Origin of the sequence: Thermovirga lienii (assembly GCF_036847465.1) — a bacterium.
GTDB classification, from domain to species: domain Bacteria; phylum Synergistota; class Synergistia; order Synergistales; family Thermovirgaceae; genus Thermovirga; species Thermovirga lienii.
This window is the reverse complement of record NZ_DAITZW010000028.1, coordinates 1-25,305: the sequence shown is the minus strand read 5'-3', so window position 1 is coordinate 25,305 and position 25,305 is coordinate 1. Positions and strand designations below refer to the sequence as shown.

The following is a 25,305-nucleotide window of genomic DNA, read 5'->3' as shown; positions in this document are numbered from 1 at the left end:
GGATATTGGCCCATACATTTAAGGCACGAAGTGCCCCTTCCATTTAAAGCCGAATCCAAACACCCGTCGCAAGCTACCACTCCCAACCTTTTACAAAAGGGGCATTCCACTGGCCAAACCAAGTGAGAAAGCCCCTCTACTATCAACTGGCGCAACTTAAAATCCATGGTTTACGAGCGTCGCTACGTAATTACACCTTACCTTAGAGCTTTTCTGCGGCCTCCCTAAGCTGCTCCGTTCTATCGGTCCTTTCCCATGCAGGCATCGGATCAAGGTCGACTCTACCCATGTGGCCATATGCAGCCAACCTGCGGTATTGGGGCTTGCGCATCTCGAGGTCCCTTATAATAGCAGCCGGCCTGAAGTCAAAATGCTCCATGACAAGCTGGGTGATCTTGGGGTCAGGCAGCACGCCAGTCCCATTGGTGTCCACCATTATGGATACGGGATGAGCCATACCTATGGCGTAGGCGACCTGTATCTTGCACTCCTTCGCCAAGCCTGCCGCTACCACGTTTTTTGCCGCGTATCTGGCCATGTAAGCTGCAGACCTGTCGACCTTTGTTGGGTCCTTACCGGAGAAGGCGCCGCCTCCGTGAGGGATGACTCCACCATAAGTGTCCACCATTATCTTCCTTCCCGTCAGTCCTGTGTCCGCCATCGGGCCACCAAGGACGAACCTCCCGCTGGGGTTTACCAATATCCTCGGCTTCCTTGGAAGTAAATGCTCTGGAATTATGGGATTTATTACCTCTTCAATTATGTCCTGCTCTATCTGATCGTTTTCCACTGCTGGATGATGCTGGGTAGATACTACCACAGTATCTATTTGTACGGCTTTGCCATTCTCATACTCAACGGTCACCTGGGTCTTCCCGTCCGGCCTGAGGTAAGGCAGGATCTTCTCTTTTCGTACGAAGCTCAGCCGCCTGGCCAAGCGATGAGCCAAAGCTATAGGAAGAGGAAGGAATTCCTCTGTCTCGTCGCAGGCATAACCTACCATTATCCCCTGATCTCCTGCGCCAACTCTATCCAGCTCATCGGTTATTTGGCCTTTTTCTCTTACCTCTATTGCTTCATCTACCCCACCTTTGATATCTGGAGATTGCTCATCGATCGCAGTGATAACAGCGCAGGTATCCCCATCAAATCCGTACTTCGCCCTCGTATAACCGATATCTTTTATGATCTCCCTTGTCAATCTAGGAATGTCCACATAGCAACTTGTAGTTATTTCTCCAGCAATAACCACCAATCCTGTGGTGACCAAAGTCTCACAGGCTACTCTCCCATAAGGATCCTCAGCCAATATGGCATCCAATACTCCATCGGAAATTTGGTCAGCTAGCTTGTCAGGGTGCCCTTCCGTAACTGATTCTGACGTCAAAAGAAACTTGCTCGTCAACCTTTTCCACCTCCAAATTTGTACATTTGCTTTCCTCATTATCAATCATTACTTCTGCTTTCCTGCATCCTAGGTATACTCTATTGGCCTTCTCAGCAAAAGCATTGCTCCCTCTTTCTGTTCAAACCCAAGCTTCTGCAGGAACACAGAAAGTTCACTAGTGTAAGTTATTATCAAAGGTATGTCTTTTATCCTGGGATGTTCCAAAACATACTTCAATAGCAAAGAGCCGAGTCCCTTTCCCTGATGGTCAGGATGTACCATTATGTCCCACAAAGAAGCTCTGAAGACAAAATCTGTAAGCATGCGGCAAAATGCCACGAGCTTTCCATCGTAACGGACGGAAAAGCACATGGACGTTCCTTGAAGCATTTTTTCTATTTGCTCCAAGGACCTACTCTTTCCCCACTTAGTGAAGCGGTACAACGTCAAAAGTTCGTCTGGGTTAACTGCCTCTTTACTGTCATAAAAGAAGTAGCGCATAGGCAAACTCTGTTCTTCCATTTTAGAGAGCCTTCTCCTCGACCCTTTGTTTCACGCTGAATGACATGCCAGCCACGATCTTTCTTAAGTTTCCTCTGCCATCTCCAGCGACCTGCAATTGAAGCACCTGGCTAGTACAGCAATAAGGACAACTGAAGACGATTCTGGCAACTCCATCGACATCAGGAGTACCTGGCAAAATCGCAGTCTCACCACATGCCTGGCAAGCAACTATTAACATGACCGCCCTCCAAGAATTTATTCTAATTGCAGAACATGAATTTTAACACGAACAGGCCCTTCCGTATAGATATCTTCTGCTGCTTCTACTACAATTTTCAAAGTTTTTTCGGCATTTTCTATTTTCTCCAAAACATTGAAGAAATCAAGAGCATCCAGGTTCCCAACGGTTCCCCTGATTGGATCAGGAAGGACTCCATCCTCTTTTGCCTTTACATTTACCTCCCTTAAAATACCGTATAAGTACATCTCTGCGCTGTCCCTATCCAATCCTGCTGGTAGTATCTCCACAGCCAGCGTATGTCCCTTCTTGTATATCAATTTACTTTCAAAGCCCACTAGGCCCGCAAGAATGGGCTTGCCCCTTACTGTATTTTCGAGAGCCACAAGCCGAAGAATGTACCTTTTGTTCTGTTTACAGTATTCTTCTATGGATTTTCTTACGTTTTCTTCCAACTCTATTTTTATGTCTTCCGGCTTGGATTTCGCCCTGAAAGCTATGTTCCTCTGAGCGGACCTTATAAGTTCGCTCTCAACGACGCTAGGGTCCCACCCATTGGGGTTCGAAGTTAAGAGCTTCTCCGCTATTACCTCACCGGAGAAGACTACAATCTTGCCTTCCTTTAGTTCTTCAAGTCCTTGTTTTAGCGCTTGGGACTCCGCCTGCAACACCTTGATATCCTCTTGGAGGTCTTTTTTTATCCTCTCCAATGCCTCCAAATTCTTTTCGGCCTTGCTTTGGGCCTTTCGCGCTTCACGCAGTTCCCTTTCTGCTTTAGCAAGCCTTTCTTCGCTTTCTCTCAATCTCTCCTCTACTTCGGACAGTTCTTCCTGCTTCTTAAAAAGCTCCCTTTTGCTTGCCTCTAGTTCCTCCTTCAGGTCATCTAACTCTGACCGGCTCTCCTGAAGCTGAGCCGTCAAGTCCGTTATCTGCCTTTGTACTATCTTCATACTGAATATAGCCGTTCGAACCGTCTCCGAAGTTGTGAGCAAAACAGCTAGGGTAAATAGCATGATAAACAAGCCAGAAAGCACGGTTATGAGAGAGGATGTGTACCTTGGCCTAAGGCCAAATATGGATATCCTCTTTTTGCCAACGCGCATTCCAACGACGTCACCTATGAAGGCAACGACACAACTTACTAATAGCAGTATCAAAATCAGCTTCCAATTGATATCAGAAAAGCTAGTGAGCAAACGCACCTACCTCCTGCGTGCTAATAATAACAGAATTATTACAATTTTTCTTTACGTATAAATACCAAAAACTTAAGGGGGAAGTAAAACTTCCCCCTTAAGAAATTTAAAAGATTCTGATTGTCTTTCGTTATATCTCCTTGCTCAGCTCCGTAAACACCTCTCTTGTCAAATCCAAAGCCTTCTGCAGGTCCTCCAGAGGCACGTTCAAAGCTGGACGGAACCTGATGGATACATCTCCGCACGGCAGGACCAGCATCTTCTTGGCCCAGAATTTCTTTATTGCTTTGGTCCTCAGCTCGTCATTCGGCAAGTCATAGGCGCACATTAGACCTTTACCGCGCACGTTGCTCATAAGTTTGGGGAACTCCTTCTGAATAGCCTTCAAGCCTTCAAGTAGCGCAGGGCCTGCGGTATTGGCAACATAGTCTAAAATGTTGTCCTCTTCGTAAATCTCAAGATAACGGGTGGCTCTCACCATATCCACCAAGTTTCCTCCCCAAGTGGAGTTTATGCGGCTTGAGACCTTGAAGCAGTTGTGCTCAACTTCGTCCACCCTTGGGCCAGCCACAAGGCCGCAAACCTGGGATTTCTTACCGAAGGCGAACATGTCCGGTTTCACTGGAGAATGGTGTTCCCAAGCCCACATCTTGCCGGTTATACCCATTCCGCACTGTACTTCATCAAAAATAAGGAGGATTTCGTTTTCATCACATATCTCACGCAACTGCTTGAAGAACTCGGTCCTGAAGTGGTTGTCTCCACCTTCACCTTGTATCGTCTCTATGATGATGGCACAAATATCATCAGGATTGTCCCATATAGCTTGTTTTATCTGTTTTATGGCCACCCTCTCCAACCATTCCACTACGCCGAGATTCTCTTCTAAAGGCCAGAATATCTTGGGATTTATAACCCTTGGCCAATCGAATTTAGCAAAGTACTGATATTTATTGGGGTCATGAGTATTGGTCGTAGTTAGAGTGTATCCGCTACGGCCATGGAACGCTTCGTTGAAGTGAATGACCTTGGTACCTTTCCTTCCGCTTATTGCATCTCCTTTGCTTATCTTGCCCTTTTGCAAGAGTTTCTGGACCTTCCAGTCCATGGCTACCTTGAACGTGTTCTCTACCGCAAGGGTACCGTAATCTATCAAGAAGATGTGATTGAAACCTTCAGGCATGGCAACTTCGCCAAAGGTCTTTATGAACTTTGCCATTTCCGTAGTGTAGATATCGGAGTTTGCTACTTTGTTTATGGCCGCCCTGAAAATGGTTTCCTTGAATTCGTCGTTGGCCAGCTTGGGGTGGTTCATCCCAAAAGGAGACGATGCGAAGAACGTGTAAAAGTCCAGCCAAACTTCGCCGTTTAGTTTGTTGACCATATGAGATCCTTGGGACTTCTCCATGTCAATTACAATGTCAAAACCGTCCCGCAATAAAAGTTTTTCAATCTCCTTGAAAACGTCCTGCGGTGCCACATCTCTGTTAACCTTTGCCATTATCCTGCCCCTCCTCTTTTTTTTGAAAATACACCTTTCTCCCTTTTATCGTACACCTTTTCATATACTGTTTTCAACTTTTAGTTTATTTCTTATATGCGAAATTTTCAAGCAATAATCAAAAAAGAAAAACAGAGAAACTAGCGTTCTCTGTTTTATTATACTCTTCATCGTTCTTATTGCAACAATTGTTTTTTATTTGAATGCACTTGTTTCTTATATGGAAACCTTATAGATCCTCGAAGGGGGCTTCGTTTAAGCATTGCTGTATCTCTTGGGCGCTATGAAGTTCTCCCTCGCCTATACCCGGACATCTGCGTTTTTCCCACTCCCAGTTTTCCTTATTTTTCATAAGAGAAGGCCAGAAGGGGAAAAGCCTGCATTGAAGAGGCCTATATTCGTAGATTGAGCACTTATTGGTGTCACTATCGTAAAACACACATTCGCCATTTTGTTTTTCTCTGAGGCTCACCCTTCCATCCACACTATACGTATATTTACTTAAAAACTTCGTCTCTGTAAGGGACAAGAACTCAGCTAGCTTCTTTACCTCCTCTGGTGTAATCCATACGCAACCAGGTTCCCCTCTGCAACACCTTCCACAACCCAAACAGGAAAAACGTAAACCTCCAGACCACCACCGTTCACTAATCAAGTTTTTCACCCCTTCCGCCGGCTAGCGGCCTTTGCGGCTTCTCTTTCTGGATGCTCCAATAAGGGAACCGTTGGCCTTCAGCACGTCCAGCTCATCTAGAGCCTTTCCCGTCCCAATAGCCACACACTCCAAAGGCGAATCTGCTACATACGCAGGTATCCCGGTGCTTTCCGTAACCCTCTCAGGGAGGCCTTTAAGAAGCGCTCCTCCTCCAGTAAGAGTGATCCCTCTGTCTATAATGTCTGCGGACAGCTCCGGTGGCGTCTGTTCCAGTACCTGCTTTATCCCCTCAATTATGGAACGAACTTCCTCCTCTATAGCAGAGGCGACAAAGCTCGAGGTTATCTCTATCTGCTTGGGAAGACCATGAACTAGGTCTCTGCCCTTGATCACCATTTTTTTCTCCTCATCTAGGTTTGGCATACATGTACCTATAGCAATCTTTATATCCTCCGCTGTCTGTTCACCAATGGCAAGGTTATGCTCCTTTCTGATGTACTTGGTTATGCTCTCATCAAGCTTATCTCCCCCGACTCTAAGGGACTGAGTAACCACTATGCCTCCATAGGATATGACCGCTATATCAGTGGTTCCTCCCCCTATGTCGACAACCATATTCCCCCTTGGCTCTGCTATATCAAGATTGGCTCCTATGGCGGCAGACATGGGTTCTTCTATTAGGTAGGCCTCCTTGGCACCTATCTCCACCGCTGCCTCAAGGACAGCCCTCCTCTCCACGTCTGTGGCACCTGAAGGCACACATACCATAACTCTTCGCCTGAAGAAACGGCTGAGCCCTGGAGTGACCTTTTTCAGAAAATATCGAAGCATGGCCTCAGTCATGGTGTAATCGGCAATGACACCATCCCTAAGTGGCCTTACAGCGACTACGTTCCCTGGGGTACGCCCCAACATCTTCTTGGCTTCATCGCCTACGGCCAATATCCTATCGGTGTTCAAATCCACAGCTACAACAGAGGGTTCCCTAAGGACGACGCCCTTGCCTTTCATGTAGATGAGAACGTTAGCAGTACCCAAATCTATTCCTATGTCGACACCCCACACGATCTTATACCCCCTTAGAACTAACGCTACTAACTCAAAACTATATCCTATATATGCCCCTAAGCTCAATATCTCCTTTATCTACCACAAAGACCAAGGGTAACCCACCCGCCAAAAGAACAAACCGTCCGCCGGAGCAGTAGGCCCTGCATCGGGCCTTTCGGCTTTGCCCTGCAGAAGTTCCTCGAGGTAATCTATATCTTTTTTGCCTGTGCATATATAATCCAAAGTTCCAACCATTATTCTAACCATGTTCGTTAGAAAAGAGTCGCCTCTTACCCTGAACCACACTAGGTCACCTCGAGAGAAAACCTCGGCCTTATGTATGGTTCTTAAAGCGCTGGGAGGACATTCGCTTTTCCTACAAAACGCTTTATAGTCCTTGGTTCCCCAAAAGAGCCTGCATGCCCTCCGTGCTTTAGATATGTCCCACTTCTGTTTTCTGTGCCACACATAATCACTAAAGTGAGGGAAACACACTCTCCCTGTCCATATGAAATATACGTACTCCCTCCACAACGCACTGTAGCGGGCATGAAAGGAATTATCTACATAGCGCATCCTCATAACCCTTACATCTTTCGGCAAATGGGCGTTTACAGCTAAAAGAAGCTTTTCTGGCGCCCAATGCCTATTCAGGTCGAAGGATACCACCTGTCCTAATGCATGAACTCCTTTGTCCGTCCGCCCAGCTCCGTAAACAGTAACTGGATGCCCAGCAAGTAACTCCAGGGCACTCTCCAACACCCCTTGAACGGTCCTGGAGTTAGGCTGTTTTTGCCACCCTGAGAAATCCTTTCCTTTATAGGAAACCTGCATAGCGTACCGTGCCATTAAAGCCATACCCTCTTATCCCACATGATAACGAGGAACGTAACCAAAGCAGCAACGAGCATGAAGACTGTCTCCTTGAGGCTCCAAACCAAAGGGTACATACGGGTTCTCCCTTCGCCTCCTCTGTAATTACGGGACTCCATGGCAACGGCCAAATCCTCTGCTCTCTGAAAAACGATCACAAAAAGGGGTACCAGAATGGGAATGAAAGAGCGAATCCTCTTCATTATTCCTCCTTGGTCTAACTCTGCTCCCCTTGCTATCTGAGCTTTAACTATTCTATCTGTTTCATCCAGCAACGTAGGAATAAACCTTATTGCTATGGTCATCATCATAGCCATCTCATGAGCTGGAAAACCAAATCGCTTGAGAGGACTGAATATGCTTTCCAAGCCGTCTGCAAGTTCTGTTGGGCTCGTTGTAAGGGTCAACAATCCAGCATACATGACAAGCAAAACCAGCCTCAAGCTTATCTTTACAGCCATCAACACGCCTTCCCGGGTTATGCTCAAGAAGGCGTACTGGAATATTACCTCTCCCTTGGTGAAGAACAAATGAATCAAAGACGTGAACAGCACCAGAATGGTGACGGGCCTTGCAGATCTCAATACCATGGAAATAGGCAGTTTAGATAATTTAACTACAATAACAAGCAAAAGCGACCAAAGTAAAAAGCCTTCTACCCTGTGGACTGCGAAAATACCCGATAGGACCACAACTACACCAATTATCTTAGCCCTGGGGTCCATGCGGTGAATTACAGAATCAGCAGGCACATATTGGCCAAGGGTCAAATGATTCAAGAACTTCATTTTTGAAATTTCTCCTCTATCGCAGAAGCTAAGGTCTGTGCCTTCCAGGTGACAGGCACATCGAAACCTACATCTCTCAATCGCCTTGCCAACTCAACAACCGGAGGCACCACTAACCCTTCTATTTCCCTCTCTATTAATTCCTCCACTATTACCTCGGGACTACCCCAAAATAAGGCTTTCCCACTTTCCAACACAAGGATTTTGTCACTATATTCCAAAGCCAGTTCAAGATCATGGGTGACATGAATAATTCCCGTCCCGGACACCTTTAGTTGCCTCAACAGGGAGCAAAGCTCGTCCCTTCCTTTGGAATCCAACCCCGCAGTGGGCTCATCCAAGACCAAATATCTAGGCCTTATGGAAAGTATGGAAGCAATAGCAACTCTTCTTTTTTCGCCCCCAGAAAGCTGAAAGGGATTACGCTCCCAAAAAGATTCATCCAATCCAACAGCTTGTAAAGCTTCCCGAACTCTTACAGGAATTTCCTCCTCGCTGACTCCCCAATTCCTTGGGCCAAAAGCTACCTCGGCAAATACTGTCTCTTCAAATAGTTGTTGCTCCGGATATTGAAATATAAGACCCACTCTCTGCCTTATTTTCCTATGCTCCCTGGTGTCATCTCCTACAAGAATACCATCTACTTCCACTTTCCCCTTCGTAGGAACCAAGAGAGCATTCAAATGCTGGGCTAACGTAGATTTGCCACTGCCAGTATGTCCCACTACGGAAACCCATTCTCCAGGGTTAGCTTCCATACTCACTCCTTTAAGGGCCTCTGTCTCCAGGGGAGTCCCCTGATGGTAAACATAAACAAGATCATCTACAATTATGGACATAGGGCATCCACCATCTCGTCAATTTTGGGTAAAATATCCTTGGGCAAAACTCCTGAGAGCTTCAGACGATTACAAAGCTCAACCAATGGTGGAACCCTAAGGCCCCATTCAATAAGTCCCTCACCCATAGCCAATAAATCCTTTGGGGCTCCCTCCCACACTTTTGTGCCCTTGGAAAGGACTATACATTGATCACAAGCCACTATCTCCTCTAGCCTATGAGTTATGGAGACCAAGGTCATTCCTCCCCTGTGCAATTTGCAGAGGACATCATTTATCTCTCTCCTTCCCTTGGGGTCAAGCATTGAGGTAGCCTCATCCAAGACCATACAGGCAGGCTCCATAGCAATAGCACCTGCTATAGCCAGGCGTTGCTTCTGACCCCCAGAAAGGGTATAAGTGGGCTTAGTTCTGACTTCATATAACCCGGTAATCTTCAACGCTTTCCTTACCCTTTCTTGTATCTTGACCGAGGGTATCCCAAGGTTTTCAGGGCCAAAGGCCACATCCTCTTCCACTATAGCCGCAACTATTTGGTTGTCAGGATTTTGAAAGACCAAGGTTACGTTCTTTCGGGCCTCTAATTGTCCTTGAGCACTCTTGGTATCAAGGCCATAAACAAAACAAGCGCCCTGCGTAGGTAGTAGCAGGGCGTTGAAATGCTTGGCTAATGTAGATTTCCCAGAACCGTTAGCCCCTAGTATTGCAAGCCATTCCCCTCTACGCAGTCTGAGGTCCACATTTCTTAGAACAGGACTTTCTGCTCCGGGATAAAAGAAGCTAAGGCCCTTTGCCTCTATTATGTATTCTTCCTGGGATATCATGACTCCTCAACTAGCTCGATTATAGCTTTCTGAGCACCATCCCCGAACCTATACGTAGTCCTAACTATCCTGGTGTAACCACCATTTCTGTTGGCGTATCTCTTGGCGATATCGTCAAAGAGCTTCTTGACCGCCATCTTGTTTGGCATCCTTGACGCCACTAACCTTCTGTTATGCAGTCCTCCAAGCTTCGCTTTGGTTATCAACCTCTCTGCCACCCTCCTAAGTTCCTTCGCCCTTGGAAGGGTAGTCTCTATTTTTTCCTTCAAGAAGAGCTCCGCAGCCATGTTTGAAAGCATTGCTCTTCTGTGACTACCAAAGCGTCCAAGAGTTCTTCTATCCACTCGATGCCTCATTGGACTCAATCCTCCTTCGCTTCTGCAGAGGTAGCTTCACTTTTTTCTTCCGAAGCCCCATCTTGTAGTTCAAGACCGTATTTCTTAAGTTTTTCTTCTATTTCCCTAAGGGAGATCTTTCCAAGATTTCTAATCTTAAGCAATTCGTTTCTCCCCTTGGAGATAAGATCACCTACAGTGTGAACTCCACCCCTTAAGAGACAATTCTCGCTCCTTATGGAAAGCTCTAGCTCCTTTATGGGCTTGGCCAAGAGCATTTTTTCCTCTTCGCTCATGGAGTCCTTTTCTTCAAGCTCCTCCCCTTCCTCCGGTTCCTCGGGCTCCTGAGGAATCACCAAATCCGCCCCTCCGAGGAAGGTCTTAATCCTTGAGAAGTAGCCCTCCAGTATGCCAGCAGCCTCTGCAACGGCTTCCTCCGGCTTCGCGACACCATTGGTCCATATGTCCAATATGAGTCGCTCGTAGTCCGTCCTCTGACCAACCCTGGCATCTTGTACCTCGTATTTGACTTTCTTGACTGGCGAGAATATGCCGTCCACCATCAAGGCGTCAACAGGCAAATAAGAAGGCCTAGGTCTACTTGGTGAGGCATATCCAGTACCATTTTCCACGTATATGTCCATCTCCACCCTAGCGCCATCCGCAAGGTGGCATATCACAGCGTCAGGATCTACAAATTCCACCTGGCTATCCGGCTGAATATCCGCTGCAGTTACGACCTTGGGACCGACAGCCTCAAGCCTCAGCACTTTGACCTCAGAGGCATATGATTTCACAGGAACATGCTTTAGATTTAGGATCAGCTCAATAACATCTTCCCTCACACCTTCAATGGTGCTAAATTCATGAACCACACCCTCTATCCTGACGGCTGTAACGGATGCTCCCCTTATGGAGGACAAAAGAACCCTCCTCAAGGCATTGCCCAACGTCACCCCGTAGCCCCTCTCAAGGGGCTCAACAACGATTTTGCCATACTGGGGGGTACTTTCTTCCACTCTTATCTCAGGTCTTATATGTTCCAACTCAATTCCCCCCTTTTTTACATTATCGGGCATAGAACTCAACTACCAGCTGCTCAGTGGCCGGAACTTCTATCTGGTCTCTTGTCGGAAGGGATACCACTCGACCTTCCATTCGCTCCACGTCAAACTCAAGCCACGCAGGTAAAGTCCTAACGCTCGCAGCTTCTGCATTCTCCTTGATTACCATAAGATCCCTACTCTTTTCGCTTATCTCTATTTTATCTCCAGCCTTAACCAGATAACTGGGGATATCTACCTTCCTCCCGTTTACAAGGACATGCCCATGCCTTACTATCTGTCTAGCCTGGCGTCTGCTGACACCAAGACCCATTCTGTAGACAACGTTATCCAACCTGCGCTCCAACAGCTGGAGGAAATTGTGACCTGTCTGCCCTGGCATCTTGGTTGCCATGGTGTAAAACCTTCTAAACTGAGATTCGTTCATGCAGTAGAATCTGCGAAGCTTCTGCTTCTCCCTTAGGCGAAGACCATATTCACTTTCTTTGCCACGCCTAGCACCGTGTTGGCCAGGTTTGTTGTTTCTTCTGGCAATTGCACACTTCTCCGTGTAGCAACGATCACCCTTCAAAAACAGCTTTGTTCCCTCAGCCCTACACAAGCGACATACGGGTCCTGTATATCTACTCATATTTCCATTACTCTCCCCTCAAATTGTTGTCTACACACGGCGCCTCTTAGGAGGACGGCAGCCGTTGTGTGGTATAGGAGTTTCGTCCCTTATCACATTAACCTGTAGTCCTGCAGCCTGCAACGACCTGATAGCGGACTCCCTACCTGGTCCAGGGCCTTTGACTACCACATCTATTTCCTGAACTCCATGGTCCTGGGCCTGTTTAGCCACTTGCTGTGCAGCCATCTGCGCAGCATAGGGGGTGGACTTCCTGGTACCCTTGAAACCCACGGTCCCCCCTGAAGACCATGAAAGCAAGTTGCCCTCCTTATCGGTCACACTGATGATAGTGTTGTTGAACGTAGAATATATATGGGCAACACCGTAACTTATGTTCTTTCTCTCTTTTCTTTTGCCTCGACGCTGCGTTCTCTTTGCCACGTCTGGTTTCCCTCCTTTTTAACTTCAGGCCCTAAATACTATTTTTTGCCTGTCGGCTTTTTCTTTCCAGCAACAGCGCGCCTTGGGCCTTTTCGTGTGCGCGCATTGGTCTTGGTTTTCTGCCCCCTCACAGGGAGTCCCAGTTTATGCCTCAAGCCCCTATAACAACCGATCTCCATGAGGCGTTTTATGTTCATGGTAATCTCCCTGCGCAGGTCACCCTCAACCTTGTAGTTGTTTTCGATCTCCGCACGCAACTTCTGTTCCTCGTCCTCTGTGAGATCCTTTACTCTGGTATTTGGATCTATACCCGTAGCCTCAAGGATCTTCTTAGAAGTAGGTAAGCCTATACCAAAGATATAAGTCAACGCTATCTCGATTCTCTTTTCCCTTGGTAGGTCCACTCCTGCTATTCTAGCCATGTTCGAGCTACCTCCTTGCGCCCTGGCGCTGTTTATGTCTTGGGTTTTTCTCGCATATTATCCTTACTACGCCATTTCTTTTAATGACACGACAGTACTCACAAATCGGCTTAACTGATGGTTTTACTTTCATTTAAAACACTCCCCCTACACTCGCAAGCAAGCTTTTTTTCCTGACAAAAAGCTATTTATATCTATACACGATTCGCCCTCGTGTCAAGTCATAAGGCGAAATCTCCAATAAAACTTTGTCGCCCGGCAGTATCCTTATAAAGTGCATCCTCATTTTGCCTGAAACGTGTGCCAAAATCTTGTGCCCGTTCTCCAGTTCGACACGGAACATAGCGTTAGGAAGCGGTTCTACCACTGTACCTTTTACTTCTATCACATCGTCCTTAGGCATAAGACCCCGTCACCTTTCCGCAGGTAGTTTCTTCGTTTCTGCAACTTTCAATTAGCGAAAGAAGCTGATTATCCGCCAAGCACTTTCTTCCTTCGACCATCTCGGCTACCTCCTTTATGAACATTCCAGTCGGCTGTAAATGTTTTGGGTTTTTCCGCTTGGGGTTGGCACTGGTTCTCTTTTTGCCGTCCGCCACAAGGACAAAACCTGACCTCTCATCATATCCCACGACTACATACCACTTGCCAGTATCCTTCCCCTGCTTGGAAATAACCACTTGACCAATCTTCAAACGACCCAACCCAATCACTCCCACGGAGTAAGAACCTCGGGTCCATCTTCTGTTATGAACACACTCTTTTCAAAGTGTGCTGCATCAGAACCATCGGCCGTGACCACCGTCCACATATCGGGCAAAGTTTTAACCTTCTCTTCCCCTAGCATCACCATGGGCTCAATAGCTATGGCCATTCCTTCTTTCAAGGTCACACCAGTACCAGGAGCACCGTAGTTGGGGATTTGTGGGGGTTCATGGAGCTTTCTACCAATCCCATGGCCAGCATATTCTCTGACTATCCCAAAATCCCACTTCTTCACAAAGGTCTCCACAGCGTGGCCTATATCCCCCACAGTATTACCCGGAACAGCCATCTTTACAGCTATATCAAGCGCCTCCTTGGTGACATATAAGAGTTCGGCCTTCTCTTTGCTCACCTCGCCTACTGGGTAAGTGTAAGCTGCGTCTCCATAATACCCCCCGTAAAAGGAACCTACATCTATGCTAACTATGTCACCTTCTTCCAGGACTCTATCTCTGCTCGGGATACCATGCACCACTTCATTGTTTATGGATACGCACAGAGTGCCCGGAAACGGTCTAGGAATGCCTGGAACCCTATACCCTTTGAAAGCTGGCTTGGCCTTTTCCTTTCTTATCAGCTCCTCCGCTTTCTCATCAAGAGTGAGCGTATCGATACCAGGCCTAATCAGTTCCTTCATCAAATGCAAAACATCTACAACTACCTTTCCTGCTTTCCTCATGTTGACGAGATCCGTCTTCTTCTTTAAAAGAAACATCCTACTTCTTTACCGCCTCCACTATTGCTTGCACTACTGCGGAGCTATCCTGCGAAGCATCGACTCTCAAAAATTTATCAGATTTTTCATAGTAAGAGATAAGAGGTGCAGTCTGCTCCTTGTAGACCTTAAGTCTATTCCTTACCACCGACTCCTCGTCGTCGCTTCTCTGGTACAACTCGCCTCCACAGAGGTCACATACCCCTTCTTTCTTGGGGGGCTGAGAGTGAATATTATATATGGCCCCACAAGATTTGCATATCCTTCTACCGGAAAGTCTCTTTATAACTACATCATCAGGAACATCAAAATACACTATACCATCAAGAGTGATATGCAACTTTTCCAAAAGCTTGTCCAAAGCCTCAGCCTGGACCACTGTCCTCGGAAAACCATCCAAGATGAACCCTGCTCGGCAATCTTCTTCTTTCAACCGCCTCTCCACCATGTCGACTATAACATCGTCGGGCACCAACTGGCCTGACTCCATATACTTCTTGGCTTTGAGGCCGAGCTCGGTTTCCCTAGCCACGTTGTCCCGCAATATATCTCCTGTGGATATATGAGCTATTCCATACTTCTTACTTATAACTGCAGCCTGAGTACCTTTGCCAGCACCAGGAGGTCCTAAAAATATAAGCTTCATCGTCCTTACACCCCTGAGTTAAAATTTGAACAGACCGCCGGTTTTCCCTTTGTTCCGCTTCAAGATTCCCTCGTAGTGCCTCATTAAAAGCTGTGCCTCTATCTGATGCACCGTATCAAGCGCCACACCTACGACTATCAGAACCGCTGTCCCTCCAAAGTAAAAAGTGGTGATGCCCATCAATCGAGTCATTATGGTCGGTAACAACGCCACAGCGGCAAGGAAAACGGCTCCACCCAAAGTTATTCTGGACATTACCTTCTCAATGTACTCCGCAGTTGGCTTGCCAGGCCTTATCCCCAGTATAAACCCGCCATATTTCTTCATATTGTTTGCCGTATCTACCGGATCAAAGACAACTGCAGTATAGAAATACGAGAAGAATATTATCAGTCCTACGTACAACACCATGTAAACAACGCTGCCCGGAGAGAGAATGGCCTGGATTTTAGAGGCAATATCTCCCGAGAAAAAGCGCGTCACGGTGTATGGAAATAAAAGCACCGACGAAGCGAAGATTATGGGAATGACTCCGGCCTGGTTTACCCTTAGTGGTATGAACGTGCTCTGACCTCCGTAAACCTTGTTCCCTACGACTCGTTTGGCATACTGCACTGGAAGCCTTCTCTGCCCTTCTTGCAGCAGCACGCATCCTGCTACAACAACGACCATGACTATAATGGCTATGAGCAGAACCAAAAAGCTCATTTCGCCAAGACGAACCATGGACCAAGTTCTCACTATGGCCTCAGGAATCCTCGCTACTATACCTGCAAATATCAGCAAGGAGATTCCATTGCCTATACCATGGTCTGAAACCTCTTCGCCAAGCCACATTACCACGACAGAACCGGTAGTAATAGTGATGACCACTATCATCATATCCAGCACTGAGTCAGAAAAGACCCCTAAGTTTCTCAGCCAGAAAGTCATACCCAAGGCCTGGACAGCTGCAAAAAACACCGTTCCCAACCTGGTGTATTGAACGATTTTTTTACGGCCCTGCTCCCCCTCTTTCTGCAGCTTCTCAAGAGCGGGGAATATAACCACCAAAAGCTGCATAACGATGCTCGCGTTAATATACGGCGCAACACCAAGGGCGAAGATACTAAAACGTCTCAAGGCACCCCCCGCAAATAGATCCAGGAAATTGAGAGCGCTCCCTTCACCGAAGAGCCTCGCCATGGCTTCAGTATCTATCCCAGGGGTTGGAATATGAGCACCAAGGCGGTATATAAACAATACCGCCAAGGTGAACAGTATGCGCCTCTTTAGATCAGGCAACCTGAAGGCATCTTTCATGGCATTCAGCACTTATACCACCTCTGTCTTTCCGCCAGCGGCCTCTATCTTCCTTATAGCCTCAGCGCTGAACGCATTCGCTTTAACTGTGAATGCCTTCGTTACCTCGCCCTCACCTAGTATTTTATAAGGTTTTGTAACCTTCTTTATCAGGTTGCACTCACGAAGCTCCTTGGCTCCTATGACCGCTCCTGACTCAAACCTCTCCTCAAGAGCACCAACGTTTACCACCTGATAAACCTTGGCAAACCTCGCATTGTTGAATCCCCTCTTGGGTATCCTCCTGGAGAGAGGCATCTGGCCACCTTCAAAACCTGGTCTTACTCCTCCACCGGCTCTGGCCTTCTGCCCCTTGTGACCTTTGCCTGAGGTCTTACCGGTACCACTTCCTCTTCCCTGCCCCAGGCGCTTGCCTTCTTTTCTACTCCCTGGTGCTGGACGTAGCTCATGCAATTCCATATCTGTCCACCCCTTATTCAGTCATTTCCCACTCGACTAGGTGAGAAACAGCTTCAACCATTCCTCTCACCTGAGGAGTATCTTCATGGACAACAGTATGATTGAGTTTCCTGAGCCCCAATGCTCTAACTGTCGCTCTTTGCCTTTCTGGACGTCCTGCTAAACCTTTCTTCAACGTAACACGTATCTTAGCCATAATACATCTGCCTCCTATGCACCTTCGGACTTCTTGTTAAGCTTACCTCTAAGCTTCAAGACTTCCTCTGGTAGGCGCAATGATTGGACCGCCTGCATTGTCGCGTAGGCCACGTTAACGGGATTGGAGGTTCTTCCTATCACCTTCGTGAGAACGTCTCCCACGCCTCCCAATTCCATTATGGCCCTTATGACCGCACCTGCTATAACTCCCGTACCAGGTGATGCTGGCTTAAGCAAAACTCTAGCAGCACCAAAATTACCCACCACTTCATGGGGCAAGGTCTTACCGACCTTTTTTACCTCCACCATGTTCTTTTTAGCCTTGTCTATTCCCTTTCGGACTGCCTCAGATATTTCTCTCGCCTTGCCGATGCCTACTCCAACTTTGCTCTCACCATCGCCAACTACGACCAAGACGCTGAATTTAAACCGTTTTCCACCTTTAACAACTTTACTTACCCTGCTGATCGAAACAACCCTTTCGATCAGCTCAGTTCCCTTGGAAACAACAGAAGTCGAGCCTTTCATTCTCCAAGCCTCCTTAGATCTTCAGGCCGGCATTTCGGGCTGCTTCGGCCAGCGCTTTCACTCTGCCGTGGAATTTGTGACCTCCACGGTCGAACACCGCTTCCTTGATACCCTTTTCAAGAGCCCTCTTTGCAATCAGCTCGCCAACGGCTTTGGCAGCTTCCGTATCCTTGGTGCTGGCAAGCTTATCACGAAGCTCTTTATCCAGCGTCGAAGCCGAAACAAGAGTGTGACCCACGGTATCATCAATCATCTGGGCATATATGTGGTTCAAGCTCCTGAAAACTGCAAGACGCGGACGCTCAGGAGTTCCCGAAATTTTACGGCGAAGGCGTCGATGCCTGATCAATCTCATTTCATTTCTAGATCGCTTTGTAATCACTGTCCTTCACCTCGCTATTTAGCTCCAGCCTTGCCGGCCTTGCGTATGATGTGTTCGCCTACATAGCGGATACCCTTACCCTTGTAAGGCTCCGGCGGCCTGACTCCTCTGATCTCTGCCGCCACCTGGCCCACCTTTTGCTTGTCTATACCACGGACAATTATCTTCGCTGGACCATCGGTCGCAAGCTCGATACCTTCAGGCGCAACATACTCCACCGGATGAGAGTATCCTACGTTCAAGATAAGGTTTTTCCCCTGCATTTGGGCTCTCCAGCCTATTCCTACGATCTCAAGCTGCTTTTCAAACCCCTTACTAACGCCCTCCACCAGATTGTTGAGCAATGCACGGGTCATACCGTGAAAGGCACGCATCTTTTTATCATCCGTCTCTCTCTTTACAACAACTTTTCCATCTTCTACCTGGACGTCAACCCCAGGGACAAGGTCCATGGAAAGCTGCCCCTTGGGACCTTTTACTAGGATTTTGTTTGCCTCTTTATTTACAGTGACGCCATCAGGCAGGGTTATGGGTTTTCTTCCTATCCTAGACAAACCGCGCACCCCCCTACCATATGTAACATACTACTTCGCCGCCTAGGCCTAGCTTGCGGGCCTGGCTGTCTGTCATCATTCCCTGAGAAGTTGAAATGATGGCAGTGCCCAAGCCGCTCATGACCCTGGGAAGTTCGTCTTTCTTCACATATATACGTCTCCCAGGCTTACTAATTCTCCTCAAACCCTGAATTACCCGCTCCTTATTGGGTCCGTAATTCAAGTATAGTTTAAGGACACCATAAGGAAGCTTGGGGTCATTGATAACCCGATAATTTTTAATATAGCCTTCCTCCTTAAGGATCTTGGCTATAGCCAACTTAACCTTGCTAACAGGCATATCCACTGATTCGTGATAAACCATATTAGCGTTGCGTATCCTTGCCAACATGTCCGCAATTGGATCAGTTACATACATAGCATTTGCCTCCTTCACCGCGTTCCGTAGTTACCAACTGGCTTTCACTACACCAGGAATCTTGCCTTCCCTGGCAAGTTTCCTGAAACAGCAGCGGCACATGTTGAATTTCCTCATATAGGAGTGAACTCTCCCACACAGCGGGCACCTGTTATATGCCCTCACCGCGAATTTAGGCTTCAATGTAGCTTTGTGCTCTAGAGCTTTACGGGACATACCTCATCCCCTCCTTAATCACTGAAGGGCATCCCTATCTCTTTCAACAGAGAAAGGGCTTCCTCGTCAGTTTTTGCAGTCGTAACTATCGTAATATTCATTCCACGAACGCGGCTTACCTTATCATAGTCGATCTCTGGGAAAATAAGCTGTTCCTTCAGTCCAAGGTTGTAATTGCCCCTGCCGTCGAAGGCTTTGGGGGATACTCCCCTGAAGTCTTTGATCCTGGGCAAAGCCAATGAGATCATCCTATCAAGGAATTCCCACATTTTTGCACCTCTGAGTGTCACACTACAACCCACGGGCATGCCTTCCCTGACCTTAAAACCTGCAACAGACTTCTTAGCCCTCTTGATCAGAGGTTGCTGCCCCGTGATGGTCCTCAGCTCAGATACAGCAGCTTCCATAAGCTTATAATCCTGCTTCGCTTCGCCTACGCCTACGTTTATTACCACTTTTTCTATCCTTGGAACCTCCATTACGTTCTTGTACCCGAACTTCTCTTGGAGGCGAGGCGTTATCTCTTTTTTGTATTTTTCCGCAAGACGCGGTACCATTATGGAATCGCCTCCTTCTAGACCTTGTCTATTATTTCGTTACATTTCTTGCAGATGCGCACCTTGCTACCGTCTTCTAGGTACGCACGGCTAACTCTAGTAGCGTTACCACACGCAGGGCATACCAACATAACCTTGCAGGCATAAATTGGAGCTTCCTGCTTTACGATGCCTCCAGAGGGGTTCTTGGCACTGGCCCTGACGTGCTTCGTAACCATGTTTACCCCTTCTACTACTACCATATCCCTCTTGGGATCCCTTCTCAGGACCTTTCCTTCTTTACCCTTATCTTTACCGGATATGACTCGCACCCTATCGCCTTTTTTAATTCTCATTTTGCTCATTTTATGTCGAGCCCTCCTATACAACCTCTGGAGCAAGAGAGACTATACGCATGAACCTCTTTTCGCGGAGTTCACGAGCTACTGGACCAAATATTCGCGTCCCTCTTGGATCTCCATTGTTATCGATCACTACTGCGGCATTATCATCGAACCTTACGTAAGAACCATCTTTCCTTCTGATCTCTTTCTTGGTTCTTACGACAACGGCCTTGACCACAGTTCCCTTGGCGACATTACTGTTAGGGATGGCTTCCTTCACAGACGCCACAATGACGTCTCCGACTCTAGCATATCTCTTCCTAGTGCCACCAAGAACCTGTATGCACATAATCTTCTTTGCGCCTGAATTGTCTGCGACATTCAGCATGGTATGCAGCTGTATCATCGCCTAGGCCTCCTTCCCAACCTCGGTCCCAAGAATGGGGGCCCTCTCTATTACCTCCACCACTTTCCACCTCTTATGACGGCTAAGTGGCCTTGTTTCTTCGATCCTAACCTTGTCGCCTACTTTGCAATTGAAGTCTTCGTCATGAGCCATAAACTTCTTGCTTCGAAGCACTGCCTTCCCGTATAGCGGGTGCTTGGCCATGCGGTCGACTCTTACTACGACAGTCTTCTGCATTTTATCGCTGACGACTATGCCAACTTTATTTTTTCGTCTAGTTGAACTCATGGTAACCTACACCCCCCTATACCTTACGCTCAGCGCTTAGTTCTTTCTCGCGCATGATCGTCAAGACTCTTGCAATTGATCTTTTAACTTCTTTTATGCGATTCGTATTACCCAGTTGCCCAATGGCATGTTGGAACCTGAGGTTAAACAGCTCTTCCTTGAACTGCTTGTGCTTCTCCTTAAGTTCCTCTATGGTCAAATCTCTAAGTTCCTTGGCCTTCATGCTTATTCACCACCCATTCCTTCGCGGGCAACCATTCTCACTTTGATAGGAAGCTTATGGGAAGCTGTCCTAAAAGCCATCTCTGCCACACTCCGAGGAACCCCCGCGACCTCAAACATTATCCTGCCTCTCTTTACAGGGGCAACCCAAAATTCAGGGGAACCCTTTCCTTTACCCATTCGGGTTTCCAACGGCTTTTTGGTGTAAGGCACATCTGGAAATATCCTAATCCAGATCTTTCCTCCCTTTCTCATCTTCCTTGATATGGCAATACGAGCAGCCTCTATCTGTCTAGCCGTAATCCATGCCCCTTCAAGCGCCTGGAGCCCATATTCGCCAAAAGCTATGTACGTTCCCCCTTTGGATCTTCCACGAAGGGGTTTTCTATGTGGTTTTCTGTATTTGACTCTCTTAGGCATAAGCATCCCAAACTACCTCCCCTCTTCCGCTTGGGGCTGCTGAGTGGACGCCAGGGGCTGCTTGACTCTCCCCTTATTTATCCATACCTTGACCCCTATGACACCATAAAGGGTTTTTGCCTCAGCAAATCCGTAATCAATATCGTTGCGCAAAGTAGAAAGTGGAAGACGACCCTCAAGATACCACTCGGAACGGGCGATCTCAGCGCCTCCTAACCTTCCGCTGCACTGAACCTTTATCCCTTCACTACCGCCCTTCATGGCTCTAAATATCGCCTGCTTCATTGCCCTCCTGAAGCTAACCCTGCGCTCCAGGGCAGAAGCTATACCCTCAGCCACCAACTGGGCATCCGTGTCGGGATTTTTAATTTCCTGGATGTTGATCATCACTTTTTTGCCAGTAAGTGCCTGAAGTTCGTCTCTGACTGCCTGTATTTCGCTGCCACCCTTTCCGATTACAACACCAGGCCGGGCGGTCCAAACCGTAAAACGCATGACGTTCCCAATACGTTCGATCTCCACTCTGGAAACTCCAGCGTTGGACCACCTCTTGAGCAAGAACTCCCTTACCTTCAGGTCCTCATGAAGGTTTTTGGAATAATCTTTGCCCCCTGCAAACCACTTGGATTCCCACTCTTTGACAACACCTATTCTAAAACCTATGGGGTGTACTTTTTGGCCCAATTTTCAACCCTCCTTAACGTTCAGCGACCACAACGGTTATGTGGCTGGTGCGATGGCGATATCCATGCACCCTGCCCATCGACACCGGTCTCCATCTCTTCATCGAAGGTCCCTGGTCCGCAAAGGCCCTCACTACATAGAGTTTATCTACATCCATGCCGTAATTATGTTCGGCATTCGCTATAGCACTACGAAGGGCCTTCTCAATTATCCTCGCAGCCTTCTTCGGCGTGTACCGGAGGGTTATGAGAGCTTGATCTGCCTTTTTGCCCCTTATCAAGGACAGGACCTGCCTGGTTTTAAAAGGCGAGATCCGTACTTGTCTCAAAGTCGCTTTGGCTTCCATAATCATTCCCTCCTACCTGACCTTGGTGGACCTTTCCTGTCCAGCATGTCCACCAAATTTCCTGGTCGGCGCAAATTCGCCCAACTTGTGGCCCACCATGTTCTCGCTTATGAATATAGGAATGTGGGTTCTTCCATTATGCACCGCTATCGTGTGCCCAATCATGTCAGGCACTATGGTGGACCGCCTTGACCATGTTTTTATAACTCTTTTTTTACCCTCTGCATTCATCATCTCAATCTTTCTTAGTAACTTTTGATCAACAAAGGGTCCTTTTTTTGTGGATCGAGCCATCTTTGTCCCTCCTCGACGCTACTTGTCGTATCTACGCCGCACTATATATTTGTCGGACGGCTTCCTCTTACGCGTCCTGTATCCCTTTGCTGGCGTGCCCCAAGGAGAAACAGGATGTTTGTTAGATTTACTTCTGCCTTCACCACCACCCATAGGATGATCCACAGGGTTCATAACCATACCTCTAACGTGGGGCCTCCGGCCAAGCCATCTGTTTCTCCCCGCCTTGCCCTTGGTAACGTTTTCATGATCGACATTACCAACCTGGCCAACTGTAGCCATGCACTCCTGCAAGATTAGCCTGAGTTCACCGCTAGGCATCCTTACATAAGCGTACTTGCCTTCCTTCGCCATGAGCTGCGCAGCTGCGCCGGCAGACCTCACAAGGACACCCCCACGCCCTGGCTCAAGCTCAATGTTGTGGATAAACGTACCCACCGGCATATCTTTCAACTTTAGAGCGTTGCCCGGCTTAATATCCGCATCGGGACCTGCCATGATTGTGTCTCCTACGGCAAGACCCACGGGGGCCAATATGTAACGCTTTTCTCCATCGACATAATGAATCAAAGCTATCCTAGCGGAACGGTTTGGGTCGTACTCTATGGCTGCAACCTTGCCAGGAACTCCTATTTTATTCCTCTTAAAGTCGATTATTCTGTAGAGTCTTTTGTGACCGCCACCTCGATGGCGCATAGTCACTCGACCTAAGTTGTTCCTTCCACCCTTCTTCTTGAGGGATACAACCAAGGACTTCTCCGGTTCCGTCTTGGTTATCTCCTCAAAGGTATATCCCGTCATAAACCTTCTACCTGGTGTAGTTGGTTTGTATACTTTTATGCTCACTTTTCAGTCCTCCCCCGGCTAAATATTTGCGCCCTCAAAGAACTCAATCCGTTCGCCGGGCTTCAAGGTAACTATAGCCTTCTTCCAGGATCTGGAACGCCCAAGGTGAACGCCCAATCTCTTCGGCTTCGACCTAACCTTTATGGTATGAACGGAGTCGACCTTTACCTTGAAAATCTCGCTTATGGCCTTCTTTATCTGGATTTTGTTAGCATCCTTGTTAACTTCAAAGGTGTACTTGTTGTTCTCCATCTGTCGGCTAGATTTCTCGGTAATTATCGGCCTTATTATTATGTCGTAAGGTGTGAGGTTCATCTTCCGTACACCTCCTCTACTCGCTTGACAGCATCTTTAGTGATTATCAAGTGGTCGTGGTGTACCAAGTCGTAGACGTTTATGCTGTCAACATGAAGGACCTTAGCCTTCGGGATGTTGCTCACAGACTTGTAAGCAGCATTGCTGCTCTGGGCCACCATAAAGAGAGGCTTCTTGCCTCCATTGATGCTCTCCAAGAAGCTGACCACTGCCTTGGTGCTCGGCTTCTCCATATCGAAAGAATCAAGCACCACGAGTTTATCTTCCATAACCTTCAACGAAAGAGCGCTCTTGAGTGCAAGCCTTCTGACCTTTTTGTTTACTTTCTGGTGGTAATCTCTAGGCACTGGACCATGAGCTACACCACCACCGACCCAAATAGGCGACCTTCTACTTCCATGACGTGCCCTTCCAGTGTGCTTCTGCCTCCAAGGCTTCCTTCCACCGCCTCTAACTTCACCGCGACTTTTGGTGGAGTGGGTTCCCTGTCTCCTATTGGCCAATTGGGCAACCACCACTTGGTGCATTGCAGGCACGTGAACCGGAGCACTGAAAACGGCATCTGATAGCTGCTGCTCGCCTACGATTTCACCTTTTAGGTTAACAACTTTGACTGTTGGCATCTCGTATTGCCCCCTTATTCCGACGAGCCTGTTTTACGGATCATCACAAGGCCGTTTCTTGGCCCTGGGATGGCTCCCTTAATCAACAACAGGTTGTTCTCAGTATCCAAATCGACTACTGTGAGCCCTTTAACTGTAACTCTTTCATTTCCCAACCTACCAGGCATTGTCTTACCCTTGAAGATATGGCCAGGGTAGCTGCTTGCGCCAGCAGAACCAGGCTGTCTGTGGAACTTAGATGAACCGTGGCTAGCAGGGCCTCCCGAGAAGTTATGCCTCTTCATGACGCCAGCATAACCCTTACCCTTGCTTTTGCCTGTAACGTCCACTTTCTCGCCTTTTTCAAAAATATCCACCTTTATTTCCTGGCCTATCTCGTAGCCTTCGACGGACTCAACACGAAATTCCCTTAGCCACCTCTTAGGCTCAAGGTTGTGCTTCTCAAATACTCCCTTGAAGGGCTTCGTCAACTTGCCTGGCTTAACGTCTCCGAAACCTGCCACTATGGCATTATAACCATTTCTTGCTTCATCCCTGATATCCACTATGACACATGGACCTGCTTCAACCACAGTAACTGGCACTGCGACGCCTTCTTCGTTGTATATCTGAGTCATTCCAAGTTTTCGTCCTAAAATTCCAACGCTCATATCATACTCGCTCCTTTCAGCTCAGAGCTCCCCTATAGTTTGATTTGAATATCCACGCCCGAGGGGAGGTTCAGCTGCATAAGAGACTCCATGGTCTTCTGATTTGGCTCTATTATATCGATGAGCCTCTTATGAGTCCTCATTTCAAACTGTTCACGGGCATCCTTGTCTTTGTGCGGAGACTTCAACACTGTAAACCTATTGATCTCCGTTGGCAAAGGAATGGGGCCAGAAACTTTGGCACCAGTCCTCTGCGCAGTCTCCGCAATCTGCTGCGCAGAGGCATCCAACGCTCTATGATCAAAGGCTTTGAGTTTTATTCTGATCTTTTTAGCCACTATACTCTGCCCCCTTGGGACACATTAGTCCAAAATTTTCGTTACGACACCAGCGCCGACCGTGCGGCCACCTTCACGAA

The 25,305-nt window shown here is 47.7% G+C and carries 43 protein-coding genes; all 43 read right to left on the bottom strand.

Annotated features, from left to right (window positions below):
• Positions 1-202 precede the first annotated feature (202 nt).
• The 43 genes from metK to rpsJ all read right to left on the bottom strand — a co-directional run bounded on the left by metK (position 203) and on the right by rpsJ (position 25,225).
• A complete protein-coding gene (metK, locus tag V7Z69_RS07650; RefSeq protein WP_416376421.1) occupies positions 203-1,444 on the bottom strand; it encodes a methionine adenosyltransferase in 1,242 nt (413 codons plus the stop codon).
• Positions 1,445-1,474: 30 nt separating this feature from the next.
• Complete coding sequence (locus V7Z69_RS07645; RefSeq protein ID WP_014162840.1) at positions 1,475-1,909, bottom strand: GNAT family N-acetyltransferase; 435 nt, start codon at positions 1,907-1,909, stop codon at positions 1,475-1,477.
• Between the two features lies 1 nt (position 1,910).
• Positions 1,911-2,129: a hypothetical protein gene (locus V7Z69_RS07640; RefSeq protein WP_014162839.1), complete on the bottom strand. Its 219-nt coding sequence runs from the start codon at positions 2,127-2,129 to the stop codon at positions 1,911-1,913.
• 17 nt (positions 2,130-2,146) lie between these two features.
• Positions 2,147-3,325, bottom strand: a complete 1,179-nt coding sequence (locus tag V7Z69_RS07635; protein ID WP_334139440.1) for a DUF3084 domain-containing protein — start codon at positions 3,323-3,325, stop codon at positions 2,147-2,149.
• A 130-nt stretch (positions 3,326-3,455) separates the two neighbouring features.
• Positions 3,456-4,826 (bottom strand): L-lysine 6-transaminase, encoded by a 1,371-nt coding sequence (lat, locus tag V7Z69_RS07630; protein ID WP_014162837.1) that lies wholly within the window; start codon positions 4,824-4,826, stop codon positions 3,456-3,458.
• Between the two features lie 229 nt (positions 4,827-5,055).
• Entirely contained in the window at positions 5,056-5,490 is a 435-nt protein-coding gene (locus V7Z69_RS07625; protein WP_014162836.1) for a YkgJ family cysteine cluster protein, read from the bottom strand.
• A gap of 12 nt (positions 5,491-5,502) precedes the next feature.
• Positions 5,503-6,546 carry a rod shape-determining protein gene (gene mreB, locus V7Z69_RS07620; protein WP_334139438.1) on the bottom strand — a complete coding sequence of 348 codons (1,044 nt, stop codon included), beginning with the start codon at positions 6,544-6,546 and terminating at the stop codon, positions 5,503-5,505.
• A gap of 81 nt (positions 6,547-6,627) precedes the next feature.
• Complete coding sequence (truA, locus tag V7Z69_RS07615) at positions 6,628-7,380, bottom strand: tRNA pseudouridine(38-40) synthase TruA (RefSeq protein ID WP_334139436.1); 753 nt, start codon at positions 7,378-7,380, stop codon at positions 6,628-6,630.
• Positions 7,380-8,192: an energy-coupling factor transporter transmembrane component T family protein gene (locus V7Z69_RS07610; protein WP_334139434.1), complete on the bottom strand. Its 813-nt coding sequence runs from the start codon at positions 8,190-8,192 to the stop codon at positions 7,380-7,382. The genes truA and V7Z69_RS07610 overlap by 1 nt, the downstream gene beginning before the upstream one ends.
• The gene (locus V7Z69_RS07605; protein ID WP_014162832.1) at positions 8,189-9,031 is read right to left on the bottom strand and encodes an energy-coupling factor transporter ATPase; all 843 of its coding nucleotides are present in this window, start codon (positions 9,029-9,031) and stop codon (positions 8,189-8,191) included. The genes V7Z69_RS07610 and V7Z69_RS07605 overlap by 4 nt, the downstream gene beginning before the upstream one ends.
• Complete coding sequence (locus tag V7Z69_RS07600; protein WP_014162831.1) at positions 9,022-9,855, bottom strand: energy-coupling factor transporter ATPase; 834 nt, start codon at positions 9,853-9,855, stop codon at positions 9,022-9,024. The genes V7Z69_RS07605 and V7Z69_RS07600 overlap by 10 nt, the downstream gene beginning before the upstream one ends.
• Entirely contained in the window at positions 9,852-10,211 is a 360-nt protein-coding gene (gene rplQ, locus V7Z69_RS07595; RefSeq protein WP_014162830.1) for a 50S ribosomal protein L17, read from the bottom strand. Before rplQ ends, V7Z69_RS07600 begins: the two co-directional genes overlap by 4 nt.
• Before the next feature lie 5 nt (positions 10,212-10,216).
• Positions 10,217-11,236, bottom strand: coding sequence for a DNA-directed RNA polymerase subunit alpha (locus V7Z69_RS07590; RefSeq protein WP_014162829.1), 1,020 nt, complete (start codon positions 11,234-11,236; stop codon positions 10,217-10,219).
• A gap of 22 nt (positions 11,237-11,258) precedes the next feature.
• Entirely contained in the window at positions 11,259-11,885 is a 627-nt protein-coding gene (rpsD, locus tag V7Z69_RS07585; protein WP_334139429.1) for a 30S ribosomal protein S4, read from the bottom strand.
• Positions 11,886-11,915: 30 nt separating this feature from the next.
• Positions 11,916-12,308: a 30S ribosomal protein S11 gene (gene rpsK / locus V7Z69_RS07580; RefSeq protein WP_014162827.1), complete on the bottom strand. Its 393-nt coding sequence runs from the start codon at positions 12,306-12,308 to the stop codon at positions 11,916-11,918.
• 38 nt (positions 12,309-12,346) lie between these two features.
• A complete protein-coding gene (rpsM, locus tag V7Z69_RS07575; protein WP_014162826.1) occupies positions 12,347-12,730 on the bottom strand; it encodes a 30S ribosomal protein S13 in 384 nt (127 codons plus the stop codon).
• A gap of 7 nt (positions 12,731-12,737) precedes the next feature.
• Positions 12,738-12,863, bottom strand: coding sequence for a 50S ribosomal protein L36 (gene rpmJ / locus V7Z69_RS07570; RefSeq protein WP_014162825.1), 126 nt, complete (start codon positions 12,861-12,863; stop codon positions 12,738-12,740).
• Between the two features lie 51 nt (positions 12,864-12,914).
• On the bottom strand, positions 12,915-13,133 hold the full coding sequence (gene infA / locus V7Z69_RS07565) for a translation initiation factor IF-1 (protein WP_014162824.1): 219 nt from the start codon (positions 13,131-13,133) through the stop codon (positions 12,915-12,917).
• Positions 13,126-13,434, bottom strand: coding sequence for a KOW domain-containing RNA-binding protein (locus tag V7Z69_RS07560; RefSeq protein WP_334139425.1), 309 nt, complete (start codon positions 13,432-13,434; stop codon positions 13,126-13,128). Before V7Z69_RS07560 ends, infA begins: the two co-directional genes overlap by 8 nt.
• A gap of 5 nt (positions 13,435-13,439) precedes the next feature.
• Positions 13,440-14,210 (bottom strand): type I methionyl aminopeptidase, encoded by a 771-nt coding sequence (map, locus tag V7Z69_RS07555; protein WP_014162822.1) that lies wholly within the window; start codon positions 14,208-14,210, stop codon positions 13,440-13,442.
• Position 14,211: 1 nt separating this feature from the next.
• Positions 14,212-14,856 carry an adenylate kinase gene (locus tag V7Z69_RS07550; RefSeq protein ID WP_014162821.1) on the bottom strand — a complete coding sequence of 215 codons (645 nt, stop codon included), beginning with the start codon at positions 14,854-14,856 and terminating at the stop codon, positions 14,212-14,214.
• A gap of 18 nt (positions 14,857-14,874) precedes the next feature.
• Positions 14,875-16,170, bottom strand: coding sequence for a preprotein translocase subunit SecY (gene secY / locus V7Z69_RS07545; RefSeq protein ID WP_334139423.1), 1,296 nt, complete (start codon positions 16,168-16,170; stop codon positions 14,875-14,877).
• On the bottom strand, positions 16,171-16,617 hold the full coding sequence (rplO, locus tag V7Z69_RS07540; protein ID WP_014162819.1) for a 50S ribosomal protein L15: 447 nt from the start codon (positions 16,615-16,617) through the stop codon (positions 16,171-16,173). It abuts the gene before it with no gap.
• Positions 16,618-16,630: 13 nt separating this feature from the next.
• Positions 16,631-16,813: a 50S ribosomal protein L30 gene (gene rpmD, locus V7Z69_RS07535; RefSeq protein WP_014162818.1), complete on the bottom strand. Its 183-nt coding sequence runs from the start codon at positions 16,811-16,813 to the stop codon at positions 16,631-16,633.
• A 14-nt stretch (positions 16,814-16,827) separates the two neighbouring features.
• A complete protein-coding gene (rpsE, locus tag V7Z69_RS07530) occupies positions 16,828-17,343 on the bottom strand; it encodes a 30S ribosomal protein S5 (protein WP_014162817.1) in 516 nt (171 codons plus the stop codon).
• Positions 17,344-17,356: 13 nt separating this feature from the next.
• The gene (gene rplR, locus V7Z69_RS07525) at positions 17,357-17,698 is read right to left on the bottom strand and encodes a 50S ribosomal protein L18 (RefSeq protein ID WP_280101477.1); all 342 of its coding nucleotides are present in this window, start codon (positions 17,696-17,698) and stop codon (positions 17,357-17,359) included.
• 41 nt (positions 17,699-17,739) lie between these two features.
• Positions 17,740-18,279 (bottom strand): 50S ribosomal protein L6, encoded by a 540-nt coding sequence (rplF, locus tag V7Z69_RS07520; RefSeq protein ID WP_014162815.1) that lies wholly within the window; start codon positions 18,277-18,279, stop codon positions 17,740-17,742.
• Positions 18,280-18,292: 13 nt separating this feature from the next.
• Positions 18,293-18,697, bottom strand: a complete 405-nt coding sequence (gene rpsH / locus V7Z69_RS07515; protein WP_014162814.1) for a 30S ribosomal protein S8 — start codon at positions 18,695-18,697, stop codon at positions 18,293-18,295.
• A gap of 30 nt (positions 18,698-18,727) precedes the next feature.
• A complete protein-coding gene (locus tag V7Z69_RS07510; protein WP_014162813.1) occupies positions 18,728-18,913 on the bottom strand; it encodes a type Z 30S ribosomal protein S14 in 186 nt (61 codons plus the stop codon).
• A gap of 14 nt (positions 18,914-18,927) precedes the next feature.
• Complete coding sequence (gene rplE / locus V7Z69_RS07505; protein WP_334139419.1) at positions 18,928-19,470, bottom strand: 50S ribosomal protein L5; 543 nt, start codon at positions 19,468-19,470, stop codon at positions 18,928-18,930.
• 17 nt (positions 19,471-19,487) lie between these two features.
• Positions 19,488-19,814: a 50S ribosomal protein L24 gene (rplX, locus tag V7Z69_RS07500; RefSeq protein ID WP_334139417.1), complete on the bottom strand. Its 327-nt coding sequence runs from the start codon at positions 19,812-19,814 to the stop codon at positions 19,488-19,490.
• 16 nt (positions 19,815-19,830) lie between these two features.
• The gene (gene rplN, locus V7Z69_RS07495; protein ID WP_014162810.1) at positions 19,831-20,199 is read right to left on the bottom strand and encodes a 50S ribosomal protein L14; all 369 of its coding nucleotides are present in this window, start codon (positions 20,197-20,199) and stop codon (positions 19,831-19,833) included.
• A gap of 3 nt (positions 20,200-20,202) precedes the next feature.
• The gene (gene rpsQ / locus V7Z69_RS07490; protein ID WP_014162809.1) at positions 20,203-20,487 is read right to left on the bottom strand and encodes a 30S ribosomal protein S17; all 285 of its coding nucleotides are present in this window, start codon (positions 20,485-20,487) and stop codon (positions 20,203-20,205) included.
• Positions 20,488-20,503: 16 nt separating this feature from the next.
• Positions 20,504-20,710, bottom strand: a complete 207-nt coding sequence (gene rpmC / locus V7Z69_RS07485) for a 50S ribosomal protein L29 (RefSeq protein ID WP_334139415.1) — start codon at positions 20,708-20,710, stop codon at positions 20,504-20,506.
• A 2-nt stretch (positions 20,711-20,712) separates the two neighbouring features.
• Positions 20,713-21,135 carry a 50S ribosomal protein L16 gene (gene rplP / locus V7Z69_RS07480; RefSeq protein ID WP_334139414.1) on the bottom strand — a complete coding sequence of 141 codons (423 nt, stop codon included), beginning with the start codon at positions 21,133-21,135 and terminating at the stop codon, positions 20,713-20,715.
• Between the two features lie 6 nt (positions 21,136-21,141).
• Positions 21,142-21,813: a 30S ribosomal protein S3 gene (gene rpsC / locus V7Z69_RS07475; protein ID WP_014162806.1), complete on the bottom strand. Its 672-nt coding sequence runs from the start codon at positions 21,811-21,813 to the stop codon at positions 21,142-21,144.
• A 13-nt stretch (positions 21,814-21,826) separates the two neighbouring features.
• Positions 21,827-22,159, bottom strand: coding sequence for a 50S ribosomal protein L22 (gene rplV, locus V7Z69_RS07470; RefSeq protein WP_014162805.1), 333 nt, complete (start codon positions 22,157-22,159; stop codon positions 21,827-21,829).
• Positions 22,160-22,171: 12 nt separating this feature from the next.
• Positions 22,172-22,453: a 30S ribosomal protein S19 gene (gene rpsS, locus V7Z69_RS07465; RefSeq protein ID WP_014162804.1), complete on the bottom strand. Its 282-nt coding sequence runs from the start codon at positions 22,451-22,453 to the stop codon at positions 22,172-22,174.
• An 18-nt stretch (positions 22,454-22,471) separates the two neighbouring features.
• Positions 22,472-23,299: a 50S ribosomal protein L2 gene (gene rplB, locus V7Z69_RS07460; RefSeq protein WP_014162803.1), complete on the bottom strand. Its 828-nt coding sequence runs from the start codon at positions 23,297-23,299 to the stop codon at positions 22,472-22,474.
• Between the two features lie 18 nt (positions 23,300-23,317).
• The gene (gene rplW, locus V7Z69_RS07455) at positions 23,318-23,614 is read right to left on the bottom strand and encodes a 50S ribosomal protein L23 (protein ID WP_014162802.1); all 297 of its coding nucleotides are present in this window, start codon (positions 23,612-23,614) and stop codon (positions 23,318-23,320) included.
• Positions 23,611-24,237, bottom strand: coding sequence for a 50S ribosomal protein L4 (gene rplD, locus V7Z69_RS07450; RefSeq protein ID WP_014162801.1), 627 nt, complete (start codon positions 24,235-24,237; stop codon positions 23,611-23,613). The genes rplW and rplD overlap by 4 nt, the downstream gene beginning before the upstream one ends.
• A gap of 14 nt (positions 24,238-24,251) precedes the next feature.
• Positions 24,252-24,887, bottom strand: coding sequence for a 50S ribosomal protein L3 (rplC, locus tag V7Z69_RS07445; RefSeq protein ID WP_014162800.1), 636 nt, complete (start codon positions 24,885-24,887; stop codon positions 24,252-24,254).
• Between the two features lie 32 nt (positions 24,888-24,919).
• The gene (rpsJ, locus tag V7Z69_RS07440) at positions 24,920-25,225 is read right to left on the bottom strand and encodes a 30S ribosomal protein S10 (RefSeq protein ID WP_014162799.1); all 306 of its coding nucleotides are present in this window, start codon (positions 25,223-25,225) and stop codon (positions 24,920-24,922) included.
• Between the last annotated feature and the right edge of the window lie 80 nt (positions 25,226-25,305).